The 18,160-nt window shown below is 71.7% G+C and carries 11 protein-coding genes; 4 read left to right on the forward strand and 7 right to left on the reverse strand.

What is annotated here, in order from left to right; translation table 11 throughout:
- Window positions 1-435: 435 nt before the first annotated feature.
- Together ACZ7EG_RS08215 and ACZ7EG_RS08220 are read right to left on the reverse strand one after the other, a co-directional pair.
- Complete coding sequence (locus tag ACZ7EG_RS08215) at window positions 436-2,742, reverse strand: ABC transporter permease (protein ID WP_471074025.1); 2,307 nt, start codon at window positions 2,740-2,742, stop codon at window positions 436-438.
- Window positions 2,739-3,449 (reverse strand): ABC transporter ATP-binding protein, encoded by a 711-nt coding sequence (locus ACZ7EG_RS08220; protein WP_471074028.1) that lies wholly within the window; start codon window positions 3,447-3,449, stop codon window positions 2,739-2,741. The genes ACZ7EG_RS08215 and ACZ7EG_RS08220 overlap by 4 nt, the downstream gene beginning before the upstream one ends.
- Before the next feature lie 154 nt (window positions 3,450-3,603).
- Here ACZ7EG_RS08220 and ACZ7EG_RS08225 point away from each other — a divergent pair, with 154 nt between their 5' ends.
- Complete coding sequence (locus tag ACZ7EG_RS08225) at window positions 3,604-4,431, forward strand: sensor histidine kinase (RefSeq protein WP_471074030.1); 828 nt, start codon at window positions 3,604-3,606, stop codon at window positions 4,429-4,431.
- Complete coding sequence (locus ACZ7EG_RS08230; RefSeq protein WP_471074034.1) at window positions 4,428-5,147, forward strand: response regulator; 720 nt, start codon at window positions 4,428-4,430, stop codon at window positions 5,145-5,147. Before ACZ7EG_RS08225 ends, ACZ7EG_RS08230 begins: the two co-directional genes overlap by 4 nt.
- A gap of 140 nt (window positions 5,148-5,287) precedes the next feature.
- Here ACZ7EG_RS08230 and ACZ7EG_RS08235 read toward each other — a convergent pair whose 3' ends face one another.
- The 4 genes from ACZ7EG_RS08235 to ACZ7EG_RS08250 form a co-directional block, all read right to left on the reverse strand.
- Window positions 5,288-6,496, reverse strand: coding sequence for a serine/threonine-protein kinase (locus ACZ7EG_RS08235; RefSeq protein ID WP_471074038.1), 1,209 nt, complete (start codon window positions 6,494-6,496; stop codon window positions 5,288-5,290).
- A 68-nt stretch (window positions 6,497-6,564) separates the two neighbouring features.
- Window positions 6,565-8,313, reverse strand: a complete 1,749-nt coding sequence (locus ACZ7EG_RS08240; protein WP_471074041.1) for a serine/threonine-protein kinase — start codon at window positions 8,311-8,313, stop codon at window positions 6,565-6,567.
- A gap of 167 nt (window positions 8,314-8,480) precedes the next feature.
- Window positions 8,481-11,003 carry a protein kinase gene (locus tag ACZ7EG_RS08245; RefSeq protein ID WP_471074044.1) on the reverse strand — a complete coding sequence of 841 codons (2,523 nt, stop codon included), beginning with the start codon at window positions 11,001-11,003 and terminating at the stop codon, window positions 8,481-8,483.
- A 153-nt stretch (window positions 11,004-11,156) separates the two neighbouring features.
- Window positions 11,157-13,238 carry a serine/threonine-protein kinase gene (locus ACZ7EG_RS08250; protein ID WP_471074047.1) on the reverse strand — a complete coding sequence of 694 codons (2,082 nt, stop codon included), beginning with the start codon at window positions 13,236-13,238 and terminating at the stop codon, window positions 11,157-11,159.
- A 171-nt stretch (window positions 13,239-13,409) separates the two neighbouring features.
- Between ACZ7EG_RS08250 and ACZ7EG_RS08255 the strand changes: the two genes are divergently transcribed.
- Entirely contained in the window at window positions 13,410-14,453 is a 1,044-nt protein-coding gene (locus ACZ7EG_RS08255) for a serine hydrolase domain-containing protein (protein WP_471074049.1), read from the forward strand.
- A gap of 233 nt (window positions 14,454-14,686) precedes the next feature.
- On the opposite strand, the gene ACZ7EG_RS08260 is transcribed toward ACZ7EG_RS08255, so the two are convergent.
- Window positions 14,687-16,393 carry a glycerol-3-phosphate dehydrogenase/oxidase gene (locus ACZ7EG_RS08260; RefSeq protein WP_471074052.1) on the reverse strand — a complete coding sequence of 569 codons (1,707 nt, stop codon included), beginning with the start codon at window positions 16,391-16,393 and terminating at the stop codon, window positions 14,687-14,689.
- A 269-nt stretch (window positions 16,394-16,662) separates the two neighbouring features.
- On the opposite strand from ACZ7EG_RS08260, the gene ACZ7EG_RS08265 reads away from it, so the two are divergent.
- Window positions 16,663-17,871 (forward strand): nucleotide sugar dehydrogenase, encoded by a 1,209-nt coding sequence (locus ACZ7EG_RS08265; protein WP_471074055.1) that lies wholly within the window; start codon window positions 16,663-16,665, stop codon window positions 17,869-17,871.
- The last annotated feature ends 289 nt before the right edge of the window (window positions 17,872-18,160 follow it).

The raw sequence follows: 18,160 nt of genomic DNA on the forward strand, positions 1-18,160 counted from the left end.
CGTGGTCGCGGGTTCGAGTCGAACTCGCGGGTCCGATGCCGTTCGGCATGACGACGGACCCCTGGGTTCCCGGCGAGGACTCTTCAGGTTGCGTGAACCCGCGGGACTCTGAGCCCTGTTCTCCCGAAGCTACGGCGAAGTGACAAGTAGCTCTCTGTGGCGGATCCGGGGTGTGCTTGTCAGGGTTGTTGATCTTCTGAGGTCTTCGGAGGCCGTGCTCGGCGAGGTTGGTCCGGTCATGACGACCGGAGGAAGCGCGGGTGCGGCAGGAGTGAGAGCCGGAGAACCTGAACAGTCGGCTCGACCTCTCCCCGGAGGCCACGCTGCCCGGCCCGCGGACCGCGCCAGGCACGAAGGCCGAGCAGACGGCGTCGGAACCATCAGCATCATGAGGACGTGACCGTCCGGCGGAGGTACTCACTGGAGGGGGAGGGGTTACTCGTTGTGCAGCACGTTGGCGATCGTGAGCCGCGCTGCCGACCTCGCCGGGATCAGCGCACCGAGGACGGCGATCGCAACGCCCGCCAGGACCAGAGCGGCCAGCTGCGGCATGTGCCAGACCTGCTTCATGGATTCCGGGAACGAGATCACTCCGACGTGGTCCACGACCAGCCGGTGCGCGACGATCCCCAGGGGGATCCCCAGAAGCCCGCCGGCCACTCCCAGCGCCCCGACCGACGACACGGTCATCACCATGACCTGGCGCGGCGTCATCCCGATCGACTTGAGCATGCCCAAGTCACGGCGTCGCTCCCGGATGTTGAGCAGGACAGTGTTGAAGACCCCGAGCGCAGCGACGACGGTCAGCAGCACGGTGAACACCGACGCGAAGCCGACAACGGTCGTGGTGGCGGTGTCGTCCGGGCTCAACACTGTGGGGCGGAGGGACGGATCGGCCGCCTTGACCGCTTTGATGTAGCTCTGGGCGTCGGCTCCGCGAGCGAGCCGGATCGTGTACTCGGCAGCCTGTGTTGTCGGGTCGAGTTGCGTCAGCGTCTGCCAATTGGAGCCCATTGCCTGGGCGTTGCCTTCCATGAGCTCACCCACGATGGTGACGGGCGCCTGCTTGCCGTTCAGCTGGATGGTGACCCGGTCGCCTACCGACAACCCGTGCTGATTGAGGAACGCCGGACCGGCTACGGCCTGACCGGCACCGGCCGGCCAATGCCCCTTGACGATCCCGGAGGCGAGGTGCTGGGTGTCCCCGCGGTAGAAGTCGACGAATACGGTCTGCGGGTACCCGGCGAGGCTCACCTTGGTGAGCGCGCGGACGGTCACCTGATCCGCCCCAGGCAGGGAGCGCAGTCGTTGTTCAGTCTGCCGATCACTGAGTTTCGAAGCTGTCTGGCCGCGCGCGGCCGAGCCGGCCTGTACGTCGATCCGGGCGGCCCCGTCGCTCGTGCCGGCTTTCCCGTAGGCGACCATGGTGCTGGTCAGGCCGGTCGTCAGGGTCACGGTGGTGACCCCGAGGACGATGGCCGCCATGGTCAGCAGGGACCGGCCCGGTCGGGCGAACGGCTGGCCAAGACCCAGGCTCACGGCACGCGGTAGCCGGGTCCCACTGAGTCGGCGCTGGATGCGCAGTCCGCGTCCGGTCCGCGGTGCGCTGCCTGCCGTGATCGCCTGGGCCGCGGACAGCCGGTGTGCGCGTACGGCGGGGATCAGGGCGGCGACAACCACGAGGGCGGGCATGCCCACCAGGCAGATGGCGGACGGCCACCAGCTGATACCGATCGCGGCGCTGCCCGTTTCGATGCCGGAGAAGGCCACCCGCAGGATGGGGCCGGCCACCGCGTTGCCGATCAGGGTGCCGATGGCGCAGCCGATGAACGCGGGGACGGAGACCATCGTCAGGTAGACCGCGACCACCTGGTTCGGGGTGAAGCCCAGCGACTTGAGCACGCCGATGTGCCGGTGCCCGGAGACAACCGCTCCGCTGACGACATTTCCGACGATCAGTACGGAGATCAGAAGGCCGAGGACGCCGAAGAGAGTCATGTACGGCAGATACGCATCGGCCTGTGCGGAGAAAGCCCGCTTGAGGGTGAGGTAGGACTGCGCGGTGGTCAGCGATCCGGCGGGCAATTCGGCGGTCGCTGTGCCGAGGCCGGTACGCAGCTCCCGCTGGGTCTCGGCGTTCGTGAAGCGGTACAGCATCTGGGCGGTCTCCGGGTGCAGTTGGGTCATCTGCCCGGGTGAGACCCAGGCCCCGGCGGACTTGCTCATGCTGGTGGCGAAGCCGACGACGGTGAGGGTCGGGGCTCCGCGGGCCTTGAGTTCGGTGCCGAGCCGGCCGGGGCCGGGCGTACCGTCGACGGGCCAGTTGACGACGATTTCACCGGGAGCGGTGGCCCAGCGGCCTTCGAGCAGACGGATGCGGTCCACCGGGCCGTCCGGATCGGCCCGGCCCACGACGGGGAGAGAACCGGCCGACATCCACAGCCAGTCGTTGGGCATCTCCAGGACGGCTCGCCCGAAGGGCCCGGCGGCGGCCTCGACGCCGGGGCGGCGGGCCGTCTGTGCCAGCTGCGCACGCGACGCCTTCGCCGGGTCGAAGGCCGCCACCGTGTGGGCCCCGCGCTGCTGGTCGAAGGCTTTGTCGAAGGGGGCTGAGGCTGCGGTGAGCAGCCCCAGCCCGAGCAGGATGGTCGTGGTGGAGCACAGGACCACAAGCCCGATGACGAACGTCTGGAGCCTGCGGCGTTTCACTGCCGCCCGCGAGGCCCGCCACACGGCGCTCATGCGGTGGGCTCCAGCGTGCTCTCGCGGGCCACTCGGCCATCAGCGACCTCGATCAGGCGGCTGGCGCAGCGGGTGGCCAGGTGCTCGTCGTGCGTGACGATCAGCAGGGTCTGCCCGATCTGGTTGAGGTCGATCAACAGGTCCATGACCTGCTCGCCCGAGCGACTGTCCAGCGCGCCGGTCGGCTCGTCGGCCAGGAGCAGGGCCGGGCGGTTCATCAGCGCCCGGGCCACGGCCACGCGCTGACGTTCGCCTCCGCTCAACGCGGCCGGGTAGGTGTCCTTGCGGTGGGCGATGCCCAGTTCGTCGAGGAGTTCCAGCGCCCGGCGGCGGGCCTGCCGGGCGGACGTGCCGGTCAGCTGGGCGGCCAGCGCGACGTTGTCCAGTGCGGGAAGGTCGTCGATCAGGTTGAAGAACTGGAAGATCATGCCGATGTGCCGTCGCCGGAACAGCGCCAGCCCCGTCTCGCTCAACTCCACCAGGTCCTGGCCGTGGACCTGCACCGTTCCCGACGTCGGGCGGTCCAGGCCGGCAACCATGTTGAGCAGTGTGGACTTGCCGCACCCGGAGGGCCCCATCACCGCGACCGCCTCCCCGGCACGGATCTCCAGGCAGACTCCGTCCAGGGCCTTCGCGTCGCCGTACTCCTTGTGAACGCCGTCCAGCCGAACGACGACCTGTTGGGAGCTGTCCAGATCAGTTGTCATGTCATGAACCTAGAAGCGGCACGACCGCTACGACGTCCCCCGCCGGATGTAACCGGCCCCGCAGGTCATCCTGGGGATGTAGGGAACTGGATCCGGAGCATGACGCGGATGGGCATGCCGGGCTGCAATGCTCGTTCGGGTGGGGAGTTCAGGGTTGATCTGGCTGGTCACGGCATTGGCAGCGGCGTGCACCGCGGTCGTCGTCCTGGGTGCGGCGCTCATCCGGTCACGTCGGCGCCACCGAGCAGCCATCGAAGAGCGCGGCTGGCTCCTGGAACGGGAGCGCGAGAGTGCGGCACGGACCGCGGTTGACGCCGAGCGGGCCAGGATCGCAGCCGAACTCCACGACATCGTCAGCCACAACGTGAGCCTCATGGTGGTCCAGGCCGGGGCCGCCCGCGAGGTACTGGCCACCCTGCCCGACGAGGCAGAGGCCGCGCTGAGCGCAGTGGAGAGCGCAGGGAGGACCGCAATGACCGAGCTACGGCACCTGCTCGGCCTGCTCGCCCCCGCGCAAAGCGGCGACGACGAACCCTACGGCCCGGACCTGGCACCACAGCCAAGCCTGAGCCGGCTCAGCCCGCTGATCGACCGGATCGCCTTCGCCGGTCTGCCCGTGGAGGTGCGAATCTCCGGAGAGCCCCGCCCACTGCCGACCGGGATCGACGTCACCGCCTACCGGATCATCCAGGAGGCACTGACCAACGCCCTCAAACACAGCGACGGAGCCAGAGCCGAGGTGACAGTGCGGTACGCGGAGCACTGCCTGCGCGTCGAAGTCCTGAACAGCGGACCAAGCGTCCTTACCGACGGCTCTGTCGGGCCTCGCCGCCATCCGGCCGCAGGCCAGGCCCACGGAGCGGGGCGGGGACTGCTCGGCCTGCGAGAGCGGGTCGCCGTCTACGGCGGCGAAATGGACGCCCGGCGCCGTCTGGGCGGCGGCTATCGTGTCCGCGCCCGGATCCCGCTGGACCGGCCATGACCGCACTCCCCGGCCCGGCCCCCCGCGTCGTGATCGCCGACGACCAAGAGCTGGTCCGCACCGGCTTCCGCTTGATCCTGACCGCACGCGGCATCAACGTGGTCGGCGAAGCCGCAGACGGAGCCGAGGCCGTCAAAGCCGTCCGCCGCCTGCGCCCCGACGTCGTCCTCATGGACATCCGCATGCCGAACATGGACGGTTTGGAAGCCGCCCGCCAGATCCTCAACCACGTCCCGAACTGTCGAGTGATCATGTTGACCACCTTCGACCTCGACTCCTACGTCTACGCAGCCCTCGCCGCCGGCGCCAGCGGATTCCTGCTCAAGGACGTCACACCCGCACATCTCGCGGCCGCCGTACGCCTGGTCGACACCGGTGACGCGCTGCTCGCACCCTCGATCACCCGCCGCCTGGTGGAACGCCACGCCTCCAGCGCCGCACGGACCGCTCCGACCTCGACACCCCCCGCCGTCCACCGCGACCTTGCTGTACTGACACCACGCGAACGCGAGGTACTGACACTCATGGGCAAGGGCCTGTCCAACGCCGAACTCGCCCAGGAACTGACACTGAGCGAAGCGACCGTGAAAACCCACGTGGCCCGGATCTTCGCCAAGCTGACCCTGCGGGACCGGGCCCAGGCCGTTGTCCTCGCCTACGAGACGGGACTCGTCGCACCCGGCGAACCCGCGCAATCCGCTGACCTCGATTGCTAGGCAGCTTCACCCCGCGGTCGATTCCACGGACCCCGTCTTGCTCTCCCTGACCGAGCGTCACTCTGATGACGAGAGCTACTTGTCACTTCGCCGTAGCTTCGGGAGACCAGGGCCCTATGGGACGGTACGGGCTCCGGCGGTCAGGGGGTGGGAGCGGATGTGCTCGGGGAGGCCTGCCGGGTCGCCGGGGTCTTCGGCGTGGCCGGTGCGGTACTCGTCGGCGTGGGGCCGACGTCCCCGTCGCTCCCGTCCCTGAGCAGCGCCGCCGCGGACACCCCGGCTCCCGCCATCGCCGCGACCAGCAGCGCCGCGATGAGGGCGCGCCGCGCGGGCTGCCTGAGGAAGGGTTCGTCCGGACGCTGCGCGGGCTGCCGGAGGAAAGGTTCGTCCGGACGCTGCGGACCGCGCAGATCGACCGGCGGGACGGGTGGTTGCCGGACGGCGAGATCCTGCGGTCGTCTCCCCGGTGCGGCCCCCACCGTCGGCGCGTACCCGGGCGGCGGCACCGGCGGCATACGGCCCGTGTCACGGAAGGCCCGGAGCATCCGCTCCGCCCGGTTCGCGTCCAGCCGCCGGTCCGGATCGCGCTCCAGCAGGCCGCGTACGACGGGCAGGAGCGGTCCGGCCTGGGCGGGCGGCTGGATGTCACCCACGACGACGGCGTGCAGGATGCCGCCCAGCGAGTCGCGGTGGAACGGCGACTCCCCGCTGAGGGCCGCGCACAGCAACGCGCCCAGGGACCACAGGTCGGATTCGGGTCCGGTCCTGACCCCGGACATCCGCTCCGGCGCGGTGTACTCGGGCGAGCCGACGAAGGCTCCGTTCTCGGTGAGCGTGGGGGCGCCCGCGACCTGGGCGATGCCGAAGTCGGTGAGGACGACGCGGTCGGTGCCGGTCTCCAGCAGCACGTTGTCCGGCTTGAGGTCGCGGTGCAGCACCCCGGCCGCGTGCGCGGCGCCCAGCGCGCCGAGCAGGGCGATGCCGATTCGGGCCGCTTCGGCGGCGTCGACCGGGCCCTGGTGGGCGAGCCGGTCGGCGAGCGAGCCGCCTTCGACCAACTCCATGACGATGTAGGGACGTTCGCCGTCCTCGACGACATCGTGGACGACGATGATGTGCGGGTGGCTCAGCTGGGCGACGGCCCGGGCCTCGCGCAGGGTGCGGTCCCGCCGCCGGCGCGCCTGCGCCGCGGAGAGCGTCTCGTCGTAGGGGAGCTCCTTGACGGCCACGCTCCGGCCGAGGAGCTGGTCGGTCGCCCGCCAGACCACTCCCATGCCGCCACGACCGAGCCTTGCCTCCAGACGATAACGCCCCGCGACCACACGGAAGTCGGCTCCCTCGGTCCCCATGCGCCCCATCATGCCGCAGACAGCGACGACGCCCACGAAATCCGGTCGCCACCCGGCACGCGGAGTGCCTACCGGGGCTGTCGCCACCCCTGCAGCACCCACTTGAACTGCCGGCTCGTCTTCTCCCAGTCCTCCTCCGGCGTGGACATGTAGATCGCGTACTCGACGCCGTCCCGCGCGAAATACGTCTCCTCGACGGCGTGGCGCGGCCCGGCGACGTAGGGCGGGTCCTTGGCCAGCGCCGTCCAGGTGTACTCCCACAGCGAGCTCTTGCGGTCCCGGTAGGTGTTGTCCTCCATGGTCACCCGCTTGTAGTCCACCAGCCTCTGGACCTGCTGCTCGAGGTCCTCCTGGTGGGACCTGGCGTCGGCGAAGTCCGGTGATGTGTCGATGGCGATGCGGACGAAGTGCCGGCCGCCGTCCGGCGAGTAGTCGATCTGCTTGAGTTCGCCCTGCGGGCCGAAGGGCTTGCGCTTCCAGCCCTTGGGCAGGTAGAGGCTGAACCCCACGGGGTCGTCGTAACGGATCCAGCTGTCCGGAACCGATCCGCCGGTCGACTGCGTGCTCGTGGAAGTCGTCGAGCCGGATCCCTCACCCTGCGACGGTCCGTTCCACTGCTGGAGCACCACGGCCGTGCCCCCGCCGATGATGGCCGCGAGCGCGACCCCCAGGGCGAGGGTGCGCAGCCGGCGGCGCCTGCCCGAACCGGTCGGCTGCGGGCCCGCCGCCGGGCCGGCCACGGTGCGGCCGTAGGGCGCAGTGCCGGCCGTGGGGCCGTAGGGCGCAGTGCCGGCCGTGGACGTCCCGGTGGCCGGGTTGCCGGCCAGGGGCGGGAGCGGCGTTCCGGTGTGCGACCCCGAGCCGCTGCCGATCGGGCCGGTGCCGGACGTACCGGTGGCGGTACCGCTGGTGGCCGTCCCCGTGCCCGTTCCGCTGTGGTGGTCCCGGTACGGCGTCGTCCCCCCGGACTGCGTCGGCACGTACGCCTGCGCCCCGTTCGGGCGTCGGCCCTCCGCCGCCTCGGCGAGCATCTGCTCGGCCTCGGACATGTCGGGCCGGGTGGCCGGATCCTTGCGCAGCAGGGCGGTGATGACGGGGGCGAGCGGACCGGCGTGCCGGAGCTCGCCGGCCTCCTCCTCGACCACGGCCTGCATGGTGGTCAGCGGTGTGGTGCGGCGGAACGGCGACCGGCCCTCCACGGCCGTGTAGAGCGTCGCGCCGAGTGCCCAGAGGTCGGAGGAGGGGCCGGGGTCGTGGCCGCGCACCCGCTCGGGAGCCAGGTAGTCGACCGAGCCGACGACCTCCCCGGTGCGTGTGATGGTCGTGTCGCCCTCGATCTGGGCGATGCCGAAGTCCGTGAGCAGCACGCGCCGGTCGGTGCCGAGCAGGACGTTGCCCGGCTTGATGTCGCGGTGCAGGACGCCCGCCGTGTGCGCGGCGCGCAGGGCCCGGAGCACCCACAGGCCGATGCGCGCCGCCTCGCGCGGCTCGACGCGCCCCTCCTCCTTGACCGCGTCGGCCAGGGAACGGCCCTCGACCAGCTCCATCACGATCCAGGGGCGGCCGTCGTGCTCCAGCACGTCGTGCACCGTGACGACCGCGGAGTGGTTGATCCGCGCGGCTGCCCTGGCCTCCGCCCGGGTGCGCGCCAGCAGGATCGCCTGCTCGCTCTCGGAGACGTAGAGGGCGGCCGTCAGTTCCTTGATGGCGACCGAGCGGTGCAGCACCTCGTCATGCGCCCGCCAGACCCGGCCCATGCCGCCACTGCCGATGGATTCGGCCAGCCGGTAGCGGCCCGCGACGAGCAGGCCCTGCATCTGATTCACGTTGCCCCGCAATGGTCTTGACAGGGTCAGCGTAAGGACCCGCCCTCACCCAGGGAACAAGCGGGGTACCACGGTGACCGCACTGTGACGGTTGTCGCCTGCCGGGACGGGAGGCGACCAGGGTGTGAACTGCGGCGTACAGGCGGCGCGCCGGTCGCTCACTTCGTCGCCCTGTACGTCGCCGCCGCCTGCTCGTAGAGCCGGGTCACCTCGTCCCGTTCGGCCTCGGGGCCGCGCACCTGGACCACGTGGTAGCGCCCCTCGACCAGCATCGCGAGGTTGCGGACGTACAGCTCTCCCCCGTCGCCGCCGGTCCAGGTGAACTGCCCCTCGGCCATGGTCCGTCCGCCCACCTGGATCGTCTTCAGCCCGGTGGAGGTGGCCCAGCTGGAGTCGCGGTACGGCTGCAACTCCGGCTCCTTCTCCCGCTGGTACTCCATCGGATCACGGCCGTGCTCCGACGCGCTGTCCCGGCCCGGTACGACGATGAGCTCGAAATCGCCCTTGGAGTAGACGACCTGGCCGCTGCCGCCCCGCGCCACGCGGTCCCAGCCCTTGGCGACGGCGACCTGGAAGCCCGCCGGGTCCTTGCGCAGGGTGAATCCGTCGGCGGCGTCGGGGCCGGTGGTCTGCGTCTCGGTGGTGCCGGCCGACGACGAGGGGTTGTTCTCCGGCTCGGGTGAGGTCTGCTCGGGCCGCGGTTCGCTACTGGCGTCCGGCTCGGGCGCCTGGCTCACCTCGCCGGCGGCACCGGTGCGGTCCGTGCCGTCCGCGCCCTCGCTGTCCGACTTGGGCATGAAGAGCATGGCGTAGGCGATCGCCGCGGCCATCGCGAGCAGGATCAGCAGGAGCAGGGTGCGGCCGAGGCGGCGCGGCGAGCCCGACTCCCTCCTGGCCCGCTTGTGCCGCCCGTGATGCGCGGGCAGCCCTGCCTTCCGCCGACGCACCAGCTCGCCCCGGCGCCGTACGACGGGCAGCCGGCTGGCGTCCACGGGCGGCGCCGGGACGACGTGCACCCCGGCCTCCGGCTCGGGAGCCGAGCGCACCAGCGAGCGCAGCCAGCCCCGCACTTCCTCGAAATCGAGGCGCTCGGTGGGGTCCTGGCGCAGCAGCGACTCCACGACCGGCCGCAGCGGCCCGCACTCCTCGGCGTAGGCGGGCGGTTCCGCGCACACCATCTGCACCAGCTCGGCCGTCGACTCCTCCGGGTAGGGCGCATGCCCCTGTACGGCCCTGAAGAGCAGCGCGCCGAGCGCCCACAGATCGGTCGCGGGACCGATCGGCGCTGCCAACTGCCAGTTCTCGTGCACGGGTCCGGCCTGCTCCGGCGCCCAGCGCTCGGTCACCGGCCCGACCACGGCCATCCGCGCCTGCCGCGCCCGTTCGGCGGCCAGCGCCGTGGCCGGACCGCGCCGGGGGGCGGGGGTGTCGGCGACCAGGTCGTCCCACCGGGTGGACTCGCCCGGGACCGCGGTGCCGGGGGCCGGTGGGAGTGCCGCCTGCTCCCCACTGCGCGGCGCCGGGGCGCCTGTGGTCGTGCCACGGGGCGTCGCACCGTGCCACGCGGTCGTCCGCGGACCGCCGCCCACACCGTAGGGGTCGGCGATCCGCCCCGGCGGTACGGCTCCGGGGGCCGTACCCTGCCCGGGGATGTACGGCGACTCTGCCGATCCGTTGCCGTAGGGCGCGGCGTCGCCGTCCGGGGCGGGCCGGGCTCCGGGCAGTGCCGCCCGCCCGCCCTGCCGGACCTCCTGCACCCGTGCGGCGGCCCGGGCACCCGCCCGGTAGGCCGCGATCGCCCCGGCACGCGCCGCCCGCGGGTCCCCGCCGGCCTCCACCGGCCCGCGCGCGGGCACGACCGGTGCACCGCCCGCGGTGTCACTCCCTGCCGAGGGCAGCCCTCTGGCCTCCCGGGCCTCTATGGCAGCGCGCCGCGCGGCCTCGGGATCACTCGTGCCACCGGTGCCACCGGCCGGACCCGAACCTCCCGGAGCGCCGACGCCGCGGACCGGCCCGGCACCACCGCCCTCCTGCCCCGACCGCTGCCCGGCCTCCTCGAAGGCGGGTTCCGGAACCGGGTCGTACCCGCACAGGGCCTCCTCGGCAGCACCCACCGCGAGCCCGGTCAGCATCACCCGGCCGTCGTCGCAGACGAGCACCGTCCGCGCGGTGATGTTCCGGTGCACCCAGCCGTGCGCGTGCAGCACCCGAAGGGCCATCAGCACGTCGGAGGCCACCTCGGCCGCCCGGTACGGCGTCAGCGGCTTCTCGGCGAGCAGCGCCGCCAGCGGGCGTGCGGCCACCAGTTCACTGACGACCCACAGCGAGCCGCCCTCGGCGAACACGTCGAAGACCTGGTCGAGCCGGGGGTGGTCGGGAATGGCCGCGGCGGCCTGCGCCGCCTCCACCGCGCGTCGCACCACCGGGTCCGTGGGCCGCCGGGTGCCACCACGCGCGCCGGGCCGCCGCCCGCCGCCGTCCCTGGCCGTGAAACCGTCGGGCAGCCCCTCCGCGTCGAGCACCTCCGCCTCGACCACCTCGGGCAACGGGACCTGCCGGACCAGGACTTCCTGCCCGCTGTAGGTGTCGAAGGCCCGGGTCTCGGTGAGTTCGTACTCGTCGGACGGCGGCAGCGGCAGGCGGTAGCGGTCGGCCAGCACCCGACCCGCGTAGTCGTCCACGTTGCCTCCCCCGGCAGCCCGGTCGGTCGCATCCGTTCGCCCCACGGTCCGCTTGGACTGTGCACGGTCCGCAAATATTCACGATACGTGCCACAGGCAACCCGCAATGCGGGGATGCCAGATCTCACTCCCCAAACCCCGGGGGCCTCATGCTCAGGACTTGGGTTCGAAGGTCTTCGTCAGGGTCCGCCACGTCTCCTTGCGCAGCGCGCCGTCCCAGTCGGACGCCTTCGCCGTGTACATCAGCGCGTACCCCTGCCGGTCGTCGACCACGAAACCCCGGTCGATCGTCCGGTACTTGGTGCCTCCGTCGGCGTAGGTGAACTCCCAGTCCGCCGTGTTCCAGCCGCGGTAATCCACCTTCTCTATACGGATCTTCTTGTACTGCGCGCGCACCATGAAGCGTTCCTGGTTCTCCCAGTCCGCCACCGGGTCGCCCTTGGGCGTGGACGTCCAGGCGATGAGCAGCTTCTGCCCGTCGGGCCCGGCGAAGCGGTCGCCCGCCGCACCCGTCGACTGGTACTTCCAGCCCTTCGGCAGACCGATCGAGTACCCCTGGTTTCCCTGGTGAGTCGACTCCGCGGCGGTGCCCTTCCCGCCGGAGCCGCCCTCGTCCGACGAGCCGCTCGCCCGACCGTCCGGCTTGCTGTTCGAGGCGGCTCCGGACGGCGCCTCCTGGGTCTGCGAGTCGTCCGTGCGCGTGCCGTCGCTCTCGTCGCCCTTGGTGTCCGCGCTGCTCGACGCCGTGGCGGCGGTCTTCCCACCGCCCTTGCCGGAGGCCCCCTGCGAGCCTGTGTCGTCACCGCTGAGCGCAATGGCGAGCACGGTGCCGATCACGGCGAGCACCACGACCACCGCGATGATCATCAGGGTGCGCCGCGGCACCACGTCGGTGAGCGGCGCCCGGGGCACCGGCCTCGGCGGCAGGTCCGGCGGCGGCACCACGGGCCACCCCGAACTCCGCCTTCCGGAAGCCGTCTTCGACTCCGGCGCACTCCGCTCACCGGCACCCGCGGCCGCCGCCGAGCCCGACTGCGCCACGGACGCACCCCCGGCCCCGGCCCGCCCCGCGCCGCCGTCCGACGCGGAGGAGGGCGTACCCGCCGGCCCGGCAGCGGCCTCGTCGGCATCGGACTCGGCCGAAGCGGACTTGGCGGAAGCGGACTTGGCGGAAGCCGCCGTCGATCCCGCGGCTGCGGATCCCGCCGCGGCCTTGCGCACGGAACGCAGTGCTCCGCGCAGTCGCTCCCCGGGCTCCTCGCCGCGCTTGCCCCCCGCGCCCGCCGAACTCCCCTTGCGCGAGGACCTGTCCGGCTGCGCGGGCAGCGGCACGACCTTCGTCGCATCCATCGGCTCCGGCTCGGCCGTTGCCGGCGCGTGCAGCACCGAGTTCAGCATCGCCCGGGCGCCCGCGTCGTCGAGGCGCTGCGCGGGGTCCTTGGTGAGCAGCCCGTGGATGACGTCCTTCAGCGGACCGGCGTTCTTCGGCTCCTCCAGCGGCTCGGTCATCACGGCCGTGAGAGTCGCTATGGCCGACCCCTTGTCGTACGGAGGGGCGCCCTCCACCGCCGCGTACAGCAGACCGCCGAGCGACCACAGGTCGGCCGCCGGACCCGGCTTGTGCCCGCGCGCCCGCTCCGGGGAGATGTAGGAGGGCGCGCCGACGAGCATGCCGGTCGAGGTGATGGACGGGTCGCCCTCGACCTGGGCGATGCCGAAGTCGGTGAGCACGACCCGGCCGTCCTCGGCGATCAGCACGTTCGACGGCTTCACGTCGCGGTGCAGGATGCCCTCGCGGTGAGCGGACCGCAGCACGTCGAGGACGGCGAGCCCGACCTCCGCGGCACGCTTCGGCTCGAGGAGGCCGTCTTCCCGGATGACCTCGGCGAGCGACTTGCCCTCGACGAGTTCCATGACGATCCAGGGCCGGTCGTCCTCCTGGACGACGTCGAAGACCGTCACGGCGCTGTTGTTGCGGATCCGCGCGATCGCCTTGGCCTCGCGCAGCGTCCGCGTGATCAGCCGCCGCTTCTCCTCCTCGTCGATGTTCGACGGGAACCGCAGCTCCTTGACGGCGACCGTCCGTCCGAGGGTCTCGTCCTGGGCCCGCCACACCGTGCCCATGCCGCCGCGGCCGAGCACCTTGCCCAGCCGGTAACGCCCCGCGAGGAGACGCTCCTTGTTGTCCTGACGAGTGTCCTGACGAGATGTGCCCGCCCGCTCCGCCTCCGACATGCGTCCCCTCATACAACCCGCCCTGACAGAGCCTCCATTGTCTCTCACCCGACAAGTGCCCGGTGCCCAGGGGCCCCCTGGCGGACACCGGCGGCCCCGCCTCCCGCGTACCCGGGTGCGGCAGGCCCCACGCCGCCTTGCATGATGGCCTCTGACCTGGGAGGAGCCCGTATGCCACCGATTCGGACATTGCTGGCCCTGCCGGTGGCCGCCGCCCTGTTCGGTCTGCCCCCGGCCGACTCGTCGGCCCTCTCGATGCCGCCCACGGACGCGGTGCTGCCCCTGCTGGTGACCCAGGGCAGGGCCCCGGCCGCGGCCCTGCTCGCTCAGGAGGGCACCACCGCCCGCTATGCCGCCGACGGTTCGGGAATCGCCCGGTCGGACCACTTCCGCGCCGGCAGCATCACGAAGACGTTCATCGCGACGGTCGTGCTGCAACTGGCCGCCGAGCACCGGCTGTCACTGTCCGACACGGTGGAGCAGCACCTGCCCGGCCTGGTGCGGGGAGCCGGCAACGACGGTCGCGCGCTGACCCTGCGCTCCCTGCTCACCCACACCAGCGGCCTGCGTGACTTCACCAAGGTCACCGACGGGACCGCGCCCGTCACCCCCCGTCAGGCCCTGAACCTCGCTCTCACCCGCCCTCCGGCCGAACGCGGCCGCTTCTCCTACTCGAACACCAACTACGTCCTGCTCGGCCTGGCCATCGAGCGCGTCACCGGCCACTCGTACGCCACCGAGGCCGAGCGCCGCATCATCACTCCCCTGCGTCTGACGGGCACCTCCTTCCCCGGATCCCGCTCCTCGCTGCCCTCCCCGCACGGCCGCGCCTACGCCGCCGACGGAACCGATGTCACCGAACTCGACCCTCGGGTGGCCGGGGCCGCGGGCGAGTTGGTGACCACGCTCGCCGACCTCGACCGCTTCTACGGAGCCCTGCTCGGCGGTCGGCTGCTGCCCGCGCAGTGGCTGCGCGAGATGCTCGACACCCGTGCCGCACACGGCGCGTACGGCATGGGGCTTTTCCCTGAGAGGCTTCCGTGCGGCACGACGGTGTGGGGACACAACGGGCACATATCCGGCAGCTACGTGCGCACCGCAGCCACCGTCGACGGCCGGCGTGTCCTCACCTTCCGAGTGAACACGGACGCGATAGCCGATCCCGGTCTCGAACCCGCGGTGCTCGCGGCCGAGTTCTGCCCCCGCACCTCGTAGAACGACCGGGTCCCGAACGAAGATCCCGCTTCCCGACACTCGTTCGAGTGATGTCCCGGCAGGGCCTGGGGGACGCGGCGGGCCTGGGGGACGTGGCAGGCCTGGCGGACCCGACCGCACCCGGCACAGCCCGGCACAGCCCGGCCGCACCCGGCACAGCCCGGCCCTACCCGCCACAGCCCGGCCGCACCCGGCACAGCCCGGCTCAAGCCGGCCCGGCCGCACCCGCAGGATCACAACGGCACGATGTCCGGCGCCCCCAGCCGCGCCGCGTCCGCCGTCAGGTCGTCCGGCTGCCGCTGCGACTCCCGCTCGGCCTCCACCCGCTTCTGGTAGTGCTCGACCTCGCGCTCGATCTGGTCCTTGTCCCAGCCGAGCACGGGCGCCACCAACTCGGCGGCGTCACGTGCGCTGCGGGTGCCCCGGTCGAAGGTCTCGATCGAGATGCGCGTCCGCCGGGTCAGCACGTCGTCCAGATGCCGCGCCCCCTCATGGGAGGCGGCGTACACGATCTCGGCGCGCAGATAGTCGTCGGCCGCGACCAGGGGCTCGCCCAGCGACGGGTCCTCGGCAATGAGCTGGAGAAGCTCCTCGGTCATCGTCCCGTAGCGGTTCAGCAGATGCTCGACCCGCACCACATGCAGTCCGGTCCGGGCGGCGATCCGGGCCCGCGCGTTCCACAGCGCCCGGTAGCCCTCGGCACCGAGCAGCGGCACGTCCTCCGTGACACAGTCGGCGACCCGCATGTCGAGCCCGTGCACCGCCGCGTCCACCGCGTCCTTGGCCATGACCCGGTACGTCGTGTACTTGCCACCCGCCACGACGACCAGCCCGGGCACCGGATGCGCCACGGTGTGCTCGCGCGACAGCTTGCTGGTGGCGTCCGACTCACCCGCCAGCAGCGGTCGCAGTCCCGCGTACACACCCTGGACGTCGTCCCTGGTGAGCGGCACCGCAAGCACCGAGTTCACATGTTCCAGCAGGTAGTCGATGTCCGCGCTGGACGCGGCCGGGTGGGCCTTGTCGAGGTCCCAGTCGGTGTCCGTGGTGCCGACGATCCAGTGCCGGCCCCAGGGGATCACGAACAGCACGGACTTCTCCGTGCGCAGGATCAGCCCGGTCGTGGAGTGGATCCGGTCGCGCGGCACGACCAGGTGGATGCCCTTGGACGCCCGGACGTGGAACTGGCCCCGCTCCCCGACCATCGCCTGGGTGTCGTCCGTCCACACGCCGGTGGCGTTGACGATCTGTTTGGCCCGGATCTCGTACTCGCCGCCTCCTTCGACGTCCTGCACCTTCGCTCCGACGACCCGCTCGCCCTCGTGCAGGAAGCCCGTCACCCGCGCGCGGTTCGCGGCCTTGGCGCCGTAGGCCACCGCCGTACGCACCAGGTTCGTCACGTACCGGGCGTCGTCCATCTGGGCGTCGTAATACTGCAGCGCCCCGACCAGCGCGTCCTTCTTCAAGCAGGGGGCCACGCGCAGGGCGTGAGAACGCGTCAGGTGGCGGTGCATCGGCAGGCCCCGGCCGTGCCCCCGGGCCATGGACATGGCGTCGTAGATGGCGACGCCCGAACCCGCGTACAGCCGCTCCCAGCCCTTGTGCTGCAACGGGTACAGAAACGGCACGGGCTTCACCAGATGCGGGGCGAGCCGCTCCAGCAGCAGGCCACGCTCCTTCAGGGCCTCGCGGACGAGTGCGAAGTCGAGCATCTCCAGATAGCGCAGGCCGCCATGGATGAGCTTGCTGGACCGGCTGGAGGTGCCGGAAGCCCAGTCACGCGCCTCGACCAGACCCGTGGACAGGCCCCGGGTCACCGCGTCGAGCGCGGTGCCCGCACCGACCACGCCTGCACCCACGACCAGCACGTCCAACTCGCGCTCGGCCATAGATGCGAGTGACTCGGCGCGCTGCGCCGGTCCGAGTGTCGCTGTCCTCACCGCTGCCTCCCGCTCATCGGTCGCACCGGCCGCACCCGTCGGGCGTGGCCCCGTCCGTTTCCCCCTGCCCAGATTCTGACCGTGTTGCCCGACTTCAGCCACCACGGGCCCGGAGCCTGTGGACAACGCTCACGGAACACTCACCGAAACTCGGCCGAGCAATCCCGCATAACGGTCATATTTACTCCTAGTCTGACATTGCGCTCGCTCGTCCTGTCCACAGGGCTTGCGCACCTGTCTCACTTCGGCTATCGGGAAGGACGGCCGCCATGCCCGCAGATCTCGCCGTCATCGGACTCGGCCCGTACGGCCTGCCCCTGGCCCAGGCCGCCGTCGCCGCCGGCGTCCCCACCATCGGCTACCGGACCGGACCCGAGGCGGGCTCGCTCAGCCCCGCCGAGCAGCGCAGGATGCTCTCGGGGGGCTTCCGGCCGACCACCGACCCGGCCGAGCTGGGCAGGGTGCGAACGGCGGTCATCTGCGCGCCGACCCCTCCGGGAGCGGACGGCCGACTCGACCTGAGCCAGCTGGAGGCAGCCGCCCGCACCCTGGCCGCGCATCTGCGCTCGCACACCACAGTGATCCTGGAGTCACCTGTGTACCCAGGGGCGACAGAGGAATTCCTGCGTCCGCTCCTCGAAGAGGGCTCCGGCCTGCGCGCGGGCCGCGACTTCCACCTCGCGTACTCCCCCAGCCGCGTCGACCCCGGCAACCGCGACGTCACACCGGCCACCACCCCCAAGGTCATCGGCGGCCTGACCCCGGCCTGCACAGAGTCGGCCGCCGCCTTCTACGGGCGGCTGACCGACAAGGTGGTACGCGCGCGTGGACCCCGCGAGGCGGAGACCGTGCAGCTGCTGGAGACCAACTACCGGCACGTGAACATCGCCCTCGTCAACGAGATGGCCGTCCTCTGCAACGACCTCGGCGTCGACCTCTGGGACGTCGTCCGCTGCGCGGAGACCAAGCCGTTCGGCTTCCAGGCCTTCCGCCCGGGCCCCGGCGTGGGCGGCCACTCCGTCCCCCAGGACATGACCGCCGGCGGCGGCCGCGGGCTGCGCATGGTGGAACTGGCCCAGGAGGTCAACAACCGCATGCCGGGCTACGTCGTCCAGCGCGCCGCCACGCTCCTCAACGAACACGGCAAGTCGGCCCGGGGCGCACGCGTGCTCCTCCTCGGCATCACCTACAAGCCCGACCTCGCCGACCTCCAGGGCACCCCGGCCAGGGAGATCGCCCTGCGCCTGCGGGACCTGGGCGCGACGGTCAGCTACCACGACCCGTACGTCCCCACCTGGAGCGTCCTCGACCACCCCGTCCCGCGCGCGGACTCCCTCTACGAGGCCGCAGCCGACGCGGACCTGACCATCCTCCTCCAGCAGCACCGCACCTACGACCTCCAGGGCCTGTCGGTGAAGGCCCAGCTGCTGCTGGACACGCGCGGGGCGGCGCCCATGGGGGCAGCGCATCGGTTGTGAAGGGGGCGCGCGGGGTGCGTGAGCCCTGGGGACGGTCGCATGCGGCACGCGCCGCCGGTACCTTACGGAAACAGGTGGAGCCCACCGCAACGGGTACTGCGGCAGACTCCAGGATGGATCACGGAGTGTCCGCCCCTAGGTTTCGTGGGGGCGGCCGCTCATCATCCGCAACAAGGCGGAGCCCACCGCAGCGGTCACTGCGGCAGGCTCCAGGGTGGATCACGGAGTGTCCGCCCCCTTCCTCTGCCCTCCACGGGGCCGAACGGCCTGAAGTCACCCGTGCGGCCCC

The organism is Streptomyces sp. NPDC037100 (assembly GCF_055606225.1).